This window comes from Burkholderia sp. b14, assembly GCF_900156195.1.
Taxonomy (GTDB): domain Bacteria; phylum Pseudomonadota; class Gammaproteobacteria; order Burkholderiales; family Burkholderiaceae; genus Mycetohabitans.
In genome coordinates, this window is record NZ_FTPJ01000003.1 from 1932119 (window position 1) to 1948094 (window position 15976).

General features: G+C 59.6%; 11 protein-coding genes, 2 tRNA genes, 3 rRNA genes and 1 pseudogene. 8 read left to right on the plus strand and 9 right to left on the minus strand.

Annotated features, from left to right (window positions below; genetic code table 11):
* Positions 1–19: 19 nt before the first annotated feature.
* Positions 20–2290 carry an NADP-dependent malic enzyme gene (locus B0B13_RS13340; protein ID WP_076796820.1) on the plus strand — a complete coding sequence of 757 codons (2271 nt, stop codon included), beginning with the start codon at positions 20–22 and terminating at the stop codon, positions 2288–2290.
* A gap of 236 nt (positions 2291–2526) precedes the next feature.
* Here the strand turns inward: B0B13_RS13340 and B0B13_RS18540 are convergent, their stop codons facing one another.
* Positions 2527–2766, minus strand: coding sequence for a hypothetical protein (locus B0B13_RS18540; protein ID WP_170872439.1), 240 nt, complete (start codon positions 2764–2766; stop codon positions 2527–2529).
* Between the two features lie 388 nt (positions 2767–3154).
* Between B0B13_RS18540 and B0B13_RS20115 the strand changes: the two are divergent.
* Positions 3155–3226 (plus strand): annotated as a pseudogene (locus tag B0B13_RS20115) (Lrp/AsnC ligand binding domain-containing protein); the annotation flags it as partial.
* A gap of 64 nt (positions 3227–3290) precedes the next feature.
* Here B0B13_RS20115 and B0B13_RS13355 read toward each other — a convergent pair.
* The 8 genes from B0B13_RS13355 to paaA form a co-directional block, all read right to left on the minus strand.
* Entirely contained in the window at positions 3291–3956 is a 666-nt protein-coding gene (locus B0B13_RS13355) for a GNAT family N-acetyltransferase (RefSeq protein WP_083703745.1), read from the minus strand.
* 219 nt (positions 3957–4175) lie between these two features.
* Positions 4176–4802: a TetR/AcrR family transcriptional regulator gene (locus B0B13_RS13360; protein ID WP_076785664.1), complete on the minus strand. Its 627-nt coding sequence runs from the start codon at positions 4800–4802 to the stop codon at positions 4176–4178.
* Positions 4803–4855: 53 nt separating this feature from the next.
* On the minus strand, positions 4856–5647 hold the full coding sequence (locus B0B13_RS13365) for a DUF1835 domain-containing protein (protein WP_076796823.1): 792 nt from the start codon (positions 5645–5647) through the stop codon (positions 4856–4858).
* A gap of 169 nt (positions 5648–5816) precedes the next feature.
* The gene (gene paaE, locus B0B13_RS13370; RefSeq protein WP_076785662.1) at positions 5817–6905 is read right to left on the minus strand and encodes a 1,2-phenylacetyl-CoA epoxidase subunit PaaE; all 1089 of its coding nucleotides are present in this window, start codon (positions 6903–6905) and stop codon (positions 5817–5819) included.
* A gap of 1 nt (position 6906) precedes the next feature.
* Entirely contained in the window at positions 6907–7452 is a 546-nt protein-coding gene (gene paaD, locus B0B13_RS13375) for a 1,2-phenylacetyl-CoA epoxidase subunit PaaD (protein ID WP_076785661.1), read from the minus strand.
* A gap of 68 nt (positions 7453–7520) precedes the next feature.
* Positions 7521–8321, minus strand: a complete 801-nt coding sequence (paaC, locus tag B0B13_RS13380) for a 1,2-phenylacetyl-CoA epoxidase subunit PaaC (protein WP_076785660.1) — start codon at positions 8319–8321, stop codon at positions 7521–7523.
* Positions 8322–8341: 20 nt separating this feature from the next.
* Positions 8342–8626: a 1,2-phenylacetyl-CoA epoxidase subunit PaaB gene (gene paaB, locus B0B13_RS13385; protein ID WP_076785659.1), complete on the minus strand. Its 285-nt coding sequence runs from the start codon at positions 8624–8626 to the stop codon at positions 8342–8344.
* A gap of 31 nt (positions 8627–8657) precedes the next feature.
* A complete protein-coding gene (gene paaA / locus B0B13_RS13390) occupies positions 8658–9656 on the minus strand; it encodes a 1,2-phenylacetyl-CoA epoxidase subunit PaaA (RefSeq protein WP_076796824.1) in 999 nt (332 codons plus the stop codon).
* A gap of 608 nt (positions 9657–10264) precedes the next feature.
* On the opposite strand from paaA, the gene B0B13_RS13395 reads away from it, so the two are divergent.
* From B0B13_RS13395 to B0B13_RS13420, 6 genes are all read left to right on the plus strand, one after another.
* A 16S ribosomal RNA gene (locus B0B13_RS13395) occupies positions 10265–11797 on the plus strand.
* 68 nt (positions 11798–11865) lie between these two features.
* Positions 11866–11942: transfer RNA gene (locus B0B13_RS13400), tRNA-Ile, on the plus strand.
* A gap of 53 nt (positions 11943–11995) precedes the next feature.
* Positions 11996–12071: transfer RNA gene (locus B0B13_RS13405), tRNA-Ala, on the plus strand.
* Between the two features lie 261 nt (positions 12072–12332).
* Positions 12333–15216: ribosomal RNA gene (locus B0B13_RS13410) — 23S ribosomal RNA — on the plus strand.
* A 109-nt stretch (positions 15217–15325) separates the two neighbouring features.
* Positions 15326–15439, plus strand: a 5S ribosomal RNA gene (rrf, locus tag B0B13_RS13415).
* The 16S, 23S and 5S rRNA genes sit together here with 2 tRNA genes alongside, the layout of an rRNA operon.
* A gap of 322 nt (positions 15440–15761) precedes the next feature.
* Positions 15762–15974 carry a hypothetical protein gene (locus B0B13_RS13420; protein WP_076796825.1) on the plus strand — a complete coding sequence of 71 codons (213 nt, stop codon included), beginning with the start codon at positions 15762–15764 and terminating at the stop codon, positions 15972–15974.
* Positions 15975–15976 lie beyond the last annotated feature (2 nt).

Sequence of the window (15976 nt, forward strand, 5' to 3'; positions counted from 1 at the left end):
TCTATCTACACGTCGCACCATGGACGAACAACTGAAGCAAAGCGCTCTGGCCTATCACCAGAATCCAAAGCCCGGCAAGATCTCGGTCACTCCGACCAAGCCGCTGTCTAACCAATTCGACTTGTCGCTCGCTTACTCTCCAGGCGTTGCGGCCGCGTGCGAGGCGATCCATGCCGAGCCGCTCGACGCGCAGAAGTACACGTCGCGCGGCAATTTAGTGGGCGTCGTCACGAACGGCACGGCGGTATTGGGGCTTGGCAACATCGGGCCGTTGGCCGCCAAGCCGGTGATGGAGGGCAAGGGTTGCTTGTTCAAGAAATTCGCCGGTATCGACGTGTTCGACATCGAGCTTGCGGAATCTGATCCGGACAAGCTAGTCGAGGCGATCGCGATGCTCGAACCGACCCTGGGCGGCATCAATCTGGAGGATATCAAGGCGCCGGAGTGTTTCTACATCGAGCAGAAGCTGCGCGAGCGGATGAAGATCCCGGTGTTCCACGACGATCAGCATGGCACGGCGATCATTGCGTCGGCGGCGATTCTGAACGGCCTGAAGGTCGTCGGCAAGAACATCGCCGAGGTGAAGTTGGTCGCCTCGGGCGCGGGCGCGGCGGCGATTGCGTGCCTGGACCTGCTGGTCAAGCTCGGTCTGAGCAAGGACAATATTCTCGTGGCCGACTCCAAGGGCGTGATCTATGAGGGACGCGGCCATCTCGATCCGTCCAAGCAACGCTATGCCGCGCACACCGATGCGCGCACCCTAGCTGACGCGATCAAAGGTGCCGATGTGTTCCTCGGTTGCTCGAGCGCTGGCGTGCTGAAGCCGGACATGGTCAGGGAGATGGCCAGCAAGCCGTTGATTCTGGCGCTGGCCAATCCGGAGCCGGAGATCCGGCCGGAGGAGGCCAAGAAGGTCAGGCCTGATTGCATTATCGCCACAGGCCGCTCCGACTATCCGAATCAGGTCAATAACGTCCTGTGTTTCCCGTTCATCTTCCGCGGCGCGCTCGACGTGGGGGCGACCACGATCACCGAAGAGATGAAGCTCGCCTGCGTGCGCGCGATCGCGGAGCTGGCCGAGGAAAGTGACCAGGGCGACGAGGTGGCTAAGGCGTACGAGGGCCACACGCTCGAATTCGGCCCTGAGTATCTGATCCCGAAGCCGTTCGATCCGCGACTGATCATCAAGATCGCGCCAGCTGTCGCGCAGGCGGCGATGGATTCACGCGTCGCGACGCGTCCGATCACCGACATGGAAGCCTATCGGGAGCAGCTTGCCACGACGGTGTACCGCACCGGCATGGTAATGCGACCCGTATTTGCCGCAGCCAAGGCGTCCAACGCACGGATCGTGTTCGCCGAGGGCGAGGACGAGCGCGTGCTGCGCGCCGCACAATTCGTGTTGACTGAGCGCATCGCCAAGCCGATCATCGTCGGACGTCCGGCCGTGGTCGAGATGCGGTTGAAGAAGATGGGTTCGAAGCTGCGCGCCGGCCACGACTTCGAGGTCGTCGATCCGGAAGACGATCCGCGTTACCATCGGTGCTGGCAGGACTACCACGAGCTTGGCGCGCGCGCGGGCGTGACGCCCGAAGTGGCCAAGGCCGCGATGCGCAAGTCGAACACATTGATCGGCGCCATGCTGGTGCGGCTCGGCGACGCCGACGGCATGGTGTGCGGCTTGATCGAATCGTTCCATAGCCATCTAAAGTACATTGATCAGGTGCTGGGCCGCGCCAGCGACGCGCAGCACTATGCGGCGATGAACCTGCTGATGTTGCCTGGCCGTAACTTGTTCATTTGCGATACCTACGTGAACGAAGTGCCGAGCGCGGAGCAGCTTGCCGACATGGCGATCCTGGCGGCGCGCGAGGTCGAGAAATTCGGCATCGTGCCGAAGATCGCATTATTGTCGAACTCAAATTTCGGCAGCGTGCCGACGGCTTCCTCGCAGCGTATGGCGCAGGCTCGTGCGTTGATTGCCGAGCGTGCCGCGCACTTAGAGGTCGACGGCGAAATGCACGGCGATGCGGCGCTGTCCGAAGTAATCCGCAAGCAGGCGATGCCCGGCACCACGCTCAGCGGAGAGGCGAATCTACTGATTATGCCGAACGTCGAGGCGGCCAACATTACGTACAACCTGCTGAAGATGATTGGCGGGGAGGGCGTAACGGTCGGGCCATTCTTGCTTGGTACAGCAAAGGCTGTGCACATTCTGACGCCGGCGTCCACCGTGCGCCGCATCATCAACATGACTGCGGTGGCATCGGCCAACGCACGCGTTGGCTGAGCGGCGCCTCATCGTTGCAGTCGGTTGTCCCTGCCGGCTGCCGTAGCCAGTTGCGCAGTTGCGGGTTCGGACCGCTCGCGCTGGCGAGCGCGATGCGGCCGCGGCTGGGACCGGCGCGTGTCCCGAGCCGGCGCGTACTCGAGCCATCGGGCGTGTCGGCCGAGCGCATTCAAGCATTCATCCGGGGGGGGGCGGTTTTGCACCCCTTTTCGGTCGTCGGCCGTTGAGCCCGGCGCCTATGCGGCGGCCCCGTGCCCCGGTGGGCTAACGTCGTCTGAGCCGTTTGCCGTCAGGCCACCGTCCACTCGGTACCCCCAGCCGGTGACGCGCGCCTCTTGAATCAGCGGCAGATCAGGCCAGCGGATATTGAGTCCGCCGTCCGGCATCGTGAAAACCTCGGGCAGGACGATGCGTACGCGTTCGGGATCCACATCGACGGAGGCGGAGGACTCGACGACATCGGTCACGCATTTCATGGCGGTCCACAGCTCCGGTTTGCCTTCCTCCGATTAGAGCTTGAGATCACCAAAGCTTCAAAAGAGTCGTGGTGTCTTGTGGACACGTGGACTCAGTGCGTTATTTTTGTCGTTGCCCAAAATATTCGCACTTGGGTCAATCCCCCACATGCGCAGCGGTAGGATGCGCTCCTGCCTGGCAATAGGCCAGCGACAGTGCCGGCTGGAGGCGTGGGGGGAATACGCGGATACGTTGCGTTGCTCGGTCCCGGCGCAGTGGGACTGGCTTGCTGGCGTAAGTGAATGTGCGGCTGGGAAAGTGGGGCGGGTTGGGAGGCGGGACAGACGATGATCCGCGTGCGGACGCACCCACTGAGGGTGTGCGCCGCGCCGGCTAAGCGCTGCGACGCTGACGGCAGCCTTCCGTGCCGCGGTCGGATCGTGGCCAGAGGTCGTAGCGTGCTATGCGATGACCGGCGACATAGACTATCTGCAGCGATGGTTTGACGCGTCCAGCCTCACACCATCAGTGAGGCGTGAGGGTATCAAGCGGCCAGCCCGGCAGGCACCATGCGGAAAATATCGAATAGCTGGGACGCGCGCCGCGCCTGGCGCTTCATCGCGTAGTCGAACATCGCAGCCTGTTCTTGCAGCAGTTCGGCCATGATGCTGGATGGATCCGCTGGCAGCAGCGTCAGGTATGCGTCGGCTTCCCCGTGCGCGTATTCGATTTTCATGCCGGCCTTCCTCGCGATGTGCATCATCGTCAAATTGCGCGACAGGCAATGCATATACAGCGTCGTCACGCGGGTATTCCGGCCACGCATCGCGGCGCGCTCAAACAGTTGCGTGCCGATGCCGCGGCCACGGGCGCGCTCAAGTACCGACACGCCGAACTCCGCGGTACGCTTGTCGCCGTTGTCAGGCAGATAGGCAAGATGACCGACACCAACCAACTCGAGGTTGTCGTCGAAGACGCCGAACACCGTATCGCGGGAAAAGTCGATGCCCTCGACGTAGTGTTCGATCAGATGGTCGGGAACCCGTTGCCCAAACCGCAGCAGCCGATCGTCATCGCTCAGCGACAGGAAGTGTGCGTGCAGCCGTACGCGATCGCGTGGCGACAATTCACGCACGAGCGCCGCTTTTGGCGAGGCGCGGCGCAAATCATGCACCGTTATCGGACCAGGGGCCGAGTTCAACGCTTTCATCGGGTTCTCCTGCGGGCGGCGGGCTTACCGCCTGCCCAGCTCGCATCAGTTTCTGATGCACTGCAATATGCATTTTACAGGAAAACCCTAAATTTCTCCGGGAAAACCCTGAGTTGGATTGGAATGGATGTTCTAAAACCGCCATCAAGTAGCGTAAAAACGCCTTATGACAGGCGTTGTGGGTGCTATTGAGCCCCAACGCGGGGCGGATTGTCACAGCTAGGGCACGATTGCTGCAACGTCCGGCGGCGCGACCAGTCCGCGTTCGAGCACGGCGACGACCTCGTTTGCGAAGTTCGCGTAGGTCATCGTGCCGCTCGGCTTGAGCCACGTGAAGGTCCAGTTGATCATGCCGAACACCATCATGGTGAGCGCCATTTGGTTGGACTTGGTCACGCGCCGCGGATAGGCGCGAGCCAGCTGGCGTGCAAACGCGGCAACGATGTCGCGTTGCCGGTCCAGGATGATTTCGCGCTGCGTTTGCACCAGATACTTGACGTCGTTGAGCAGCGCGACATGTCGCGTGTGCGACGTTTCGTACTCAGCGAGGAAAGCGCGGATTAACTCCGCGAAGGTTTGCTGCTCGTTCAGTTCCCGTCGCTGACTGGCGCCCTCGACCTCGGCGATGATCAGCATTAGTCGCTTCGTGTACCGGTCCAGCAAATCGAACAAAATGGCCTCCTTGCTCTCGTAATAATGGTACAGGCGCGCTTTCGACGTGCCGCTGGCCGCGGCCAGTTCCGCCATCGACGTGCTCGGGTAGCTGGTCTGCGCGAATTTCTCGGCGGCCAGATTCAAGATCTGCTCGCGCTGGCTTTCGTGATCAGGAGCTCGGGTGCGGGCCATGGGGCAATTCGGTTGAGGATCTGTCCGGTTAGCGTGACATACACGTCGCCGGCCTACGGCCGCCGCACTTGCACATCACGCCACTGTTGACGCGCCTCGCCGCTGAGCGCGAGGCGGCCGGCCGTGACCAGTTCCCTGCACCGCCACAACGCGATCGCATCGGTCACGCAGACACCGAAGTCGACCTTCATGACCTGGGCGGCAACGTTGGTCGCCATTTGCCATCGATCATCGGTATGCTGTAACCATGCGTCGTCGATCGGCGCATAGGTGCCGGTCACGAAGCGGTTCTCGCGCCAGCATCGCACGTCGCCATTGAGCCGCCGCACGTCCTGCCACTCCAGCGCAAGCCGCCCGATGCGCAACACCGAAATCGGCGCGGCCTTCCGGATGCGCGCGGCCAGCGCGTCGGCGCCGAACATGCCGATTGTGCTCGCGCCGTCGGCACGCGGCGCGGTCTCGCGTGGCAACTCGCGTGTGCCAAGGGCCACTTCATTGAGCCGTTGCGGTTGGGTGCGCAGATACCATGCAACCCGACGCAGCATCAGTTGGTCCGACGCGCTTTGCGCGTGCCAGACGACGATATTCGTCGCTGCTGATCCGACGAGACGTTCCAACGTGGCGTTCTGCTCGTTCAGTTCGGACACGACATCCCGGTCCCGTTCGTCGAGGACTTGCTGCCAGAACGCCGCGCGTTCATGCACGTCGCTGTCGACAGCGCGGATCGGGCCAAATGCAAGATCGTCACGCAACGCAAGGACCTCCTCGTTGCGTTGTGTACTGGCCAGCGCTGCACGAAGCGAGGCGGCCGCCACATCCCCGTTGGTAATATGGATTGTTGTCATAGAAGTCGCCCGCTTACGCGGTAAGCGGGCCCGCGCTGCGCGGTTCCCGGCATGCCGCCAGTGCGCTGCGCGAGCCAGGCTATATGTGAACAGGCGCTAGTGTAAGCGATCGTTCCGGATCGTGGCCGGCGACGCAGCGAATGAGAACGGCCGACAGCGCAGTGCCGGCTCAGCGTTCGTCGTAGCTGACTACCACGCGTTCGCTGACCGGGTGGCATTGGCAGGTGAGGACAAAGCCGGCATCCACTTCTTGGGGCTCGAGCGTGTAGTTCTTCTCCATCCGGACTTCTCCCTCGATCACCTTGGCGCGGCACGTGCAGCATACGCCGCCCTTGCACGCGTACGGCAGCGCGAGCCCCGCGCGCAATCCAACATCGAGCAAGCTCACGCCTTCATAGGGCAGGCGCAGCTTGCGGCGCTTGCCGTCGAGCATGATTTCCAGGTCCGCCGCAGGAGTGTGTTCGGTTATTTCGACCGGTGGTACGCCGGCTTGCGGCAGCGGCGTGCCAAAGCGCTCCACATGGATGCGCTGTTGCGGCACCCCGGCGGCTTTCAATGCGTCCTCGGCGGCATCCATCATCGGCGCTGGTCCGCAGATGAAGGCTTCGTCGATCGATTCGGCCGGCACCAGCGATTGCAGGAAGGCGTCGCACTTGGCCCGGTCCAGCACGCCATTGAACAGCTCGACATCCTGCACATCGTCCGACAGCACGTGATACAGGATCAGCCGGTTCATGTACCGGTTTTTCAGGTCTTCCAATTCCTCGGCGAACATGATTGCGTCGACGCTGCGATTGCCGTAGATCAGCGTAAAAGTGCTGCGCGGCTCGACATCCAAGGTCGTCTTGATAATGGCCAACACCGGTGTGATGCCCGAGCCTCCCGCGAACGCGAGATACTGTTTGTCGTGATCGGCATTTAAGTGTGTGAAAAAGCGACCATCGGGCGTCATCACATCGATTGTGTGTCCCGGTTGCAGTGTGTCGAACGCAAAGTTCGAGAAGCGGCCGCCGCGCACCCGTTTGATGCCGATGCGCAATTCGCCGTCCCGCTCGTAGTCGGTGACGCCGACGCAGATCGAATACGAGCGGCGCGTTTCCTCACCGTTGATATGGGCCTTGAGCGTGACGAACTGCCCTTGCGTGAACCGGTACGCATCGCGCAGTTCGACAGGAACCTCGAAAGCGACCGAGACTGCGTCCGGCGTTTCGGCGCGCACTTCGCGGATGCGCAGCGGATGAAATTGCACAGTGGCCATATTAATACGGTTTGAAGTAATCGAAAGGTTCACGGCAGGTAATACAGCGGTATAGCGCCTTACACGCGGTCGAGCCGAACTGCGACAGCCGCTCGGTGTTCGGCGAGCCGCAGTGCGGGCAGGCGGGCTGTTGCGCTTGCTCGCGTTCGTCGCGCGACACGATCCTGACCGGCTGCTGCGCTTGCGTTCCCTGCGTCGCGCAAGTCCGTGACGGCGGTGCGATCCCGTAGCGGCGCAGCTTTTCGCGCGCGCCCTCGGTGATCCAGTCGGTGGTCCATGCAGGCGCGAGCACGCTGATGACACGGTGCGGCGCGAGCCCCACGCCATCCAGCGCCGCGCCGATGTCCTCGGCGATCTGCGCCATTGCCGGACAACCCGAGTAGGTTGGCGTGATCACCGCTTCAATGACGCCGTCCGGTGCCTGTCGCACGTCGCGAAGAATGCCGAGTTCGCGGATCGACACGACCGGGATTTCCGGGTCGGGTACCGCGTCCAGCGCCGCCCACGCGCGGGCAACGGGTGAAGTGTCGGTCGAACTGTCTGGCATGCGTTTCTCTGTCGAATTTGGAAGCCGGCGCGAATGCCGGAATGGGGCCGAGAGTGGCCCGCACCGTCCTACCAGCGGGCGCCGGGATGCTGGCGGGCCAGACTCTGCATTTCCGCCAGCAGATAGCCCATGTGCTCGGAGTGCTCGCCCAGCTTGCCTGTCGTCACATATTGACCCATGGTCGGCCACGCAAGCGTGGCTTCGTTGAGCGCCGCCCGGACATGCGCCGACCAGTCTGGCTGCAGCGTTGCGTTCCGCGGGCCGATGCCCTGTGCCGCGATGGACTGCTCGAGTTCGTCACCGGAGAAGAACTCGCTCGTGTACGGCATCAGGAAGTCGACTGCGGCCTGTGTGCGGCGATGTGATTCGTCTGTGCCGTCGCCAAGCCGTACCAGCCAGTCGCGCGCGTGGTGCACGTGGTATCGCGTTTCCTTGAGCGATTTGGCGGCGATCGCGGCCAACTCGGCATCGCTTGAGTGCAGCAGCGCATTCCAGACGAGCAGCATCAGCGTCGAATACAGAAAATGGCGCACGATCGTTACCGCATAGTCCCGGTCGGGGCGTACAGTGCCGCCATACGGGCCGGCGTGCGGCAGCTCGAGCATCGTGTAATTGCGGAACTCGCGCTCCTCACGGAAGAATGCGTAGTCGTCTTCATCGCGCGCTTGACCAGTGAGCGCGGCCTCCAGTGAGCCGGCGTGCGTATAGAGCAGCCGGGCCTGGCCGATCAAGTCCAGGCTGATATTGGCCAGCGCGATGTCCTCTTCGAGGACCGGGCCATGCCCGGTCCATTCAGCATTGCGCTGGCCGAGAATCAAGGCGTTGTCCGCGAGGCGCAGCACATACGCCAGATGGTGTTGCGTTGGCATGGGCGTGGTCCGTCCTGACTTTACATGTGGTTGACTTTGTCCGGTAACTGGTAGAAGGTCGGATGGCGGTATATCTTGTCGCCGGCCGGATCGAACAGTTCGGACTTTTCTTCGGGCGCCGATGCGGTAATCGCCGCGGCTGGTACGACCCAGATGCTCACACCTTCTTGCCGGCGCGTATAGACGTCACGCGCCATGCGCAGCGCCATTTGTGCGTCCGCCGCATGCAGGCTGCCACAATGTTTGTGGTCCAACCCCTGTTTGCTGCGTACAAATACTTCCCAAATCGGCCATTCTTTGCTCATGGGTTCCTCCTCGATCCTTGCTGGCGCACCACTACGCCGCTTTCTGTTTGTTGCGCCGAGCCTGCTTGGCCTCGTACGCTAGCGCCGCCTCGCGTACCCAGGCGCCGTCCTCATGCGCCTTCACGCGCGTGGCCAGCCGCTCGCGGTTGCAGGGGCCGTCGCCGTTGACCACGCGCCAAAATTCTTCCCAGTCCACTGTGCCGTAGTCGTAGTGGCCGCGCGCCTCATTCCACTTCAAATCCGGATCGGGCAGCGTGACGCCGAGGACCTTGGCCTGCTCGACGGTCGCGTCGACAAATTTTTGCCGAAGGTCGTCGTTCGATATGCGCTTGATACCCCATTTGGCGGACTGGTTGCTGTGCACCGAGTCTTTGTCGCTCGGACCGAACATCATGAGCACTGGCCACCACCAGCGGTTCACGGCCTGTTGCACCATCTCGCGCTGTGCTGCGGTACCCTGCATCATGACCAGCAACGCATCGAAGCCTTGGCGTTGGTGGAACGACTCTTCCTTGCAGATGCGGATCATCGCGCGCGCATAAGGGCCATACGTGCAGCGGCACAACGGGATCTGGTTCATGATCGCAGCGCCATCGACTAGCCACCCGATCACGCCGACGTCGGCCCAACTCGGCGTGGGATAGTTAAAAATGCTCGAATACTTTGCACGGCCGCTGTGCAGCGCATCGAGCATCTGATCGCGCGACACGCCCAGCGTTTCCGCGGCGCTGTACAGGTACAGCCCATGCCCGCCCTCGTCCTGCACCTTAGCTAACAGGATCGCCTTGCGTTTCAAGCTCGGCGCGCGACTGATCCAGTTGCCTTCGGGCAGCATGCCGACGATTTCGGAGTGCGCGTGCTGCGAGATTTGCCGCACTAACGTCTTGCGATAGGCATCGGGCATCCAGTCCTGCGGCTCGATCTTGTCGTCCGCGGCGATGCGCGCGTCAAAACGCTGCTGATCTATGCTGGCAACGGGGCTGTCGGCCAGCGCGGTGTTGCCCGGTAGGTCGAGCGATTGCGTATACATGGGGAGTCTCCATCAGGATTCTCTACGCAGTATAAACCTACCGACCGGTCGGTTAATAGCTTTTTATCTTGTGAACCCGCTGCCGGTTAGGCGGCGCGTTATGCCGGTGGCCGGCCGAGTTGGCGGCAAGGCTTGCGTTGAAAAAATATTTGCTAGCTCTTGTGGTGAGCGTGCTATTGGCCTATGATTCGCACCCTCGCTGCAGGCAGTAGCGGGGCCGCTGAAGGAGCAAACGCAGCGGGCGGGGTGGGCAACGGGGTGTGAGGCGATCAGCATCGCACCGGGGTGGTAAAAAAGTTGTTGACGCTTCGCAAGATTGTGTTCATAATCTCGTTTCTCTGCTGCTGATGCAGCGACGCGATGCGGGGGCCGAGGCCGGCTAGGTTGAGGCGAAGCGGTTGCGATGCTCTTTAACAAGTAACAGCCGATAAGTGTGGGTACTTGATGGTGCAGGCGTGCTGCGCCCGGGTGGTAAAAGCCGGGTGGGGCGATGCGAAAGAATCATTAAGTCTCATACGAAATGAAGGTAGGTTTTGAGAGAATCGAAACCTGTCAACGTTTTGAGTTGAGCGACAGGGTCCTTTGGGGCCCGAACAAGTAACAGGTTTGAACTGAAGAGTTTGATCCTGGCTCAGATTGAACGCTGGCGGCATGCCTTACACATGCAAGTCGGACGGCAGCGCGGGCTTCGGCCTGGCGGCGAGTGGCGAACGGGTGAGTAAGACATCGGAACGTGTCCTAGAGTGGGGGATAGCCCGGCGAAAGCCGGATTAATACCGCATACGCTCTGAGGAGGAAAGCGGGGGACCTGCAAGGGCCTCGCGCTCAAGGGGCGGCCGATGGCAGATTAGCTAGTTGGTAGGGTAAAGGCCTACCAAGGCGACGATCTGTAGCTGGTCTGAGAGGACGACCAGCCACACTGGGACTGAGACACGGCCCAGACTCCTACGGGAGGCAGCAGTGGGGAATTTTGGACAATGGGGGCAACCCTGATCCAGCAATGCCGCGTGTGTGAAGAAGGCCTTCGGGTTGTAAAGCACTTTTGTCCGGAAAGAAAACGGCCTGGCGAATAACTAGGTTGGATGACGGTACCGGAAGAATAAGCACCGGCTAACTACGTGCCAGCAGCCGCGGTAATACGTAGGGTGCGAGCGTTAATCGGAATTACTGGGCGTAAAGCGTGCGCAGGCGGTTTGCTAAGACCGATGTGAAATCCCCGGGCTCAACCTGGGAACTGCATTGGTGACTGGCAGGCTAGAGTATGGCAGAGGGAGGTAGAATTCCACGTGTAGCAGTGAAATGCGTAGAGATGTGGAGGAATACCGATGGCGAAGGCAGCCTCCTGGGCCAATACTGACGCTCATGCACGAAAGCGTGGGGAGCAAACAGGATTAGATACCCTGGTAGTCCACGCCCTAAACGATGTCAACTAGTTGTTGGGGATTCATTTCCTTAGTAACGTAGCTAACGCGTGAAGTTGACCGCCTGGGGAGTACGGTCGCAAGATTAAAACTCAAAGGAATTGACGGGGACCCGCACAAGCGGTGGATGATGTGGATTAATTCGATGCAACGCGAAAAACCTTACCTACCCTTGACATGGTCGGAACCCTGCTGAGAGGTGGGGGTGCTCGAAAGAGAACCGGCGCACAGGTGCTGCATGGCTGTCGTCAGCTCGTGTCGTGAGATGTTGGGTTAAGTCCCGCAACGAGCGCAACCCTTGTCCTTAGTTGCTACGCAAGAGCACTCTAGGGAGACTGCCGGTGACAAACCGGAGGAAGGTGGGGATGACGTCAAGTCCTCATGGCCCTTATGGGTAGGGCTTCACACGTCATACAATGGTCGGAACAGAGGGTTGCCAACCCGCGAGGGGGAGCTAATCCCAAAAAACCGATCGTAGTCCGGATTGCAGTCTGCAACTCGACTGCATGAAGCTGGAATCGCTAGTAATCGCGGATCAGCATGTCGCGGTGAATACGTTCCCGGGTCTTGTACACACCGCCCGTCACACCATGGGAGTGGGTTTTACCAGAAGTGGCTAGTCTAACCGCAAGGAGGACGGTCACCACGGTAGGATTCATGACTGGGGTGAAGTCGTAACAAGGTAGCCGTATCGGAAGGTGCGGCTGGATCACCTCCTTTCTGGAGCAAGAAGTCTGCGCTTCAAGTACTCACGCTTATCGGCTGTGAAAGTCACAGGGACAGACGAAGGGTCTGTAGCTCAGTCGGTTAGAGCACCGTCTTGATAAGGCGGGGGTCGTTGGTTCGAATCCAACCAGACCCACCACGCGAGTCTGGTGTGCGCCACGAGCGCTGCGCGCAGCGCGGCCCGAACCCAAGGGGGGCATAGCTCAGCTGGGAGAGCACCTGCTTTGCAAGCAGGGGGTCGTCGGTTCGATCCCGTCTGCCTCCACCACTGCTCAATCGCGAGCGCTCCCAAACGGAGTGTTGGCGATTGACCCGTGGGTCAAGCAGTGCGGTATGGCTGTGACGTTCTTTAACAATCTGGAAAAAGAAGCAGTAATGTCTATTGGACGCGTCTTGAGATGGGCGCAGAAGATAGACGGGTAGTGATTGAAAGTATTGTTTTGAGTGATCTGAAAAGACGCTTGGAAGATACGGCACAACGCGAAAACTCAACCTATAGCCGGTGCGTTGCAAGACGGACTTGTTATAGGGTCAAGCGAACAAGTGCATGTGGTGGATGCCTTGGCGATCACAGGCGAAGAAGGACGCGGTAGCCTGCGAAAAGCTGCGGGGAGCTGGCAAACGAGCTTTGATCCGCAGATGTCCGAATGGGGCAACCCGGCCCGTATGGGTCATCCGTGACTGAATCCATAGGTCATGTGAAGCGAACGCGGCGAACTGAAACATCTAAGTAGCCGCAGGAAGAGAAATCAACCGAGATTCCCAAAGTAGTGGCGAGCGAAATGGGATCAGCCTGTACCATTTAGCCTCTAAGTTAGCCGAACGCTCTGGAAAGGGCGGCCGTAGCAGGTGATAGCCCTGTAGGCGAAAACTCAGATGTGGAACTAGGGGTACGACAAGTAGGGCGGGACACGTGAAATCCTGTCTGAAGATGGGGGGACCATCCTCCAAGGCTAAATACTCGTGATCGACCGATAGTGAACCAGTACCGTGAGGGAAAGGCGAAAAGAACCCCGGGAGGGGAGTGAAATAGATCCTGAAACCGCATGCATACAAACAGTCGGAGCCTCGCAAGGGGTGACGGCGTACCTTTTGTATAATGGGTCAGCGACTTACGTTCAGTAGCGAGCTTAACCGGATAGGGCAGGCGTAGCGAAAGCGAGTCCGAATAGGGCGAACAGTTGCTGGGCGTAGACCCGAAACCAAGTGATCTATCCATGGCCAGGTTGAAGGTGCGGTAACACGTACTGGAGGACCGAACCCACTAACGTTGAAAAGTTAGGGGATGAGCTGTGGATAGGGGTGAAAGGCTAAACAAACTTGGAAATAGCTGGTTCTCTCCGAAAACTATTTAGGTAGTGCCTCGTGTCTCACCTTCGGGGGTAGAGCACTGTCATGGTTGGGGGGTCCATTGCGGATTACCTCGCCATAGCAAACTCCGAATACCGAAGAGTGCAATCACGGGAGACAGACGCCGGGTGCTAACGTCCGACGTCAAGAGGGAAACAACCCAGACCGCCAGCTAAGGTCCCTAAAATTGGCTAAGTGGGAAACGAAGTGGGAAGGCGAAAACAGTCAGGAGGTTGGCTTAGAAGCAGCCACCCTTTAAAGAAAGCGTAATAGCTCACTGATCGAGTCGTCCTGCGCGGAAGATGTAACGGGGCTAAGCCAGTTACCGAAGCTGCGGATGCGCACGCTAAGTGCGCATGGTAGGAGAGCGTTCCGTAAGCCTGCGAAGGTGCATTGAGAAGTGTGCTGGAGGTATCGGAAGTGCGAATGCTGACATGAGTAGCGATAAAGGGGGTGAAAGGCCCCCTCGCCGTAAGCCCAAGGTTTCCTACGCAACGTTCATCGGCGTAGGGTGAGTCGGCCCCTAAGGCGAGGCAGAAATGCGTAGCTGATGGGAAGCAGGTTAATATTCCTGCACCGTCGTTAGATGCGATGGGGGGACGGATCGCGGAAGGTTGTCCGGGTGTCGGAAATCCCGGTCCCTGCATTGGAGAAGGCGCTTTGGCAAATCCGGGCGCGCAATTCAAGGGTGTGGGGCGAGCGGCGTTAAGCTGCGAAGCAATCGGAAGGGGTCCCAAGAAAAGCCTCTAAGCTTCAGTCTAACGAGACCGTACCGCAAACCGACACAGGTGGGCGAGATGAGTATTCTAAGGCGCTTGAGAGAACTCGGGAGAAGGAACTCGGCAAATTGGTACCGTAACTTCGGGATAAGGTACGCCCTGCTAGCTTGACTGGCTCGCGCCAGAAGGGTGAAGGGGTTGCAATAAACTGGTGGCTGCGACTGTTTAATAAAAACACAGCACTCTGCAAACACGAAAGTGGACGTATAGGGTGTGACGCCTGCCCGGTGCCGGAAGATTAAATGATGGGGTGCAAGCCCTTGATTGAAGTCCCGGTAAACGGCGGCCGTAACTATAACGGTCCTAAGGTAGCGAAATTCCTTGTCGGGTAAGTTCCGACCTGCACGAATGGCGTAACGATGGCCACACTGTCTCCTCCCGAGACTCAGCGAAGTTGAAGTGTTTGTGATGATGCAATCTACCCGCGGCTAGACGGAAAGACCCCATGAACCTTTACTGTAGCTTTGCATTGGACTTTGAACCGATCTGTGTAGGATAGGTGGGAGGCTTAGAAGCGCGAACGCTAGTTTGCGTGGAGCCGTCCTTGAAATACCACCCTGGTTTGTTTGAGGTTCTAACCTAGTGCCCTGAATCGGGCACGGGGACCGTGCATGGTAGGCAGTTTGACTGGGGCGGTCTCCTCCCAAAGCGTAACGGAGGAGTACGAAGGTACGCTAGGTACGGTCGGAAATCGTGCTGATAGTGCAATGGCATAAGCGTGCTTAACTGCGAGACCGACAAGTCGAGCAGGTGCGAAAGCAGGTCATAGTGATCCGGTGGTTCTGTATGGAAGGGCCATCGCTCAACGGATAAAAGGTACTCTGGGGATAACAGGCTGATACCGCCCAAGAGTTCATATCGACGGCGGTGTTTGGCACCTCGATGTCGGCTCATCTCATCCTGGGGCTGTAGCCGGTCCCAAGGGTATGGCTGTTCGCCATTTAAAGAGGTACGTGAGCTGGGTTTAAAACGTCGTGAGACAGTTTGGTCCCTATCTGCCGTGGGCGTTGGAAGTTTGAGGGGGCCTGCTCCTAGTACGAGAGGACCGGAGTGGACGAACCTCTGGTGTACCGGTTGTCACGCCAGTGGCATCGCCGGGTAGCTATGTTCGGAAGAGATAACCGCTGAAAGCATCTAAGCGGGAAACTCGCCTCAAGATGAGACTTCCCCGGGGACGCGATCCCCTTGAAGGGTCGTTCAAGACCAGGACGTTGATAGGTCGGGTGTGTACGCGCAGTAATGCGCTCAGCTAACCGATACTAATGGCCCGTAAGGCTTGATCCTATAACTGGTCCGTTTTACCGTTGTGCCGTCCTCGACGACATAATCCTACCGGCTGCTTCTTGTTCCAGATTCGCTGGCGCGCCCCGCCGCGCGACAGCTCCCCCTTTTGCCTGATGACCATAGCGAGTCGGTCCCACCCCTGCCCATCCCGAACAGGACCGTGAAACGACTCCACGCCGATGATAGTGCGGATTGCCCGTGTGAAAGTAGGTAATCGTCAGGCTCCCCCCTTGCCCCCCCAACGCCCGCTTCCCCCCCGAAGCGGGCGTTGTGCTGTGCGGCCCACCGCTGAGTACGCCTGCTCGTGCACAGCACTGCAATGGTGCCGTGCACCGCGTGATGCAACCCGCTCGGGCCCAGTGCGGGCCCCGCGGTGCGATGCGTGCTAGTTCCTGTGCCGAGAAACGAGATGAGATGACGTGCTTCGTATGGCGCGGGTTCATTTCGCAAAACGCATCTGGCTTTGCCGTGCCATCGGCACACTGGATAACGCGCAACGTGTTTACGATGCGGCGCGTTTTTTCAACTGCTTATGAGGAACGGATATGGACGGCATCAACTCAATGCAAGGCGTCAACCCGACTAGGATTGATATCGGGGAGGACGGGAACCTCAAACCGGGTGCTGAAAGGCTGGAACAAAATCACTCCTGGAGCGTGTGGGACGGCAACGACTGGAAACCGATTCCTCCTAATCCGATGAGCCAAGCAGCGACAGACTTTACGACTGCATTAAAAGCCCAGATTATGCTCCGGTAAGC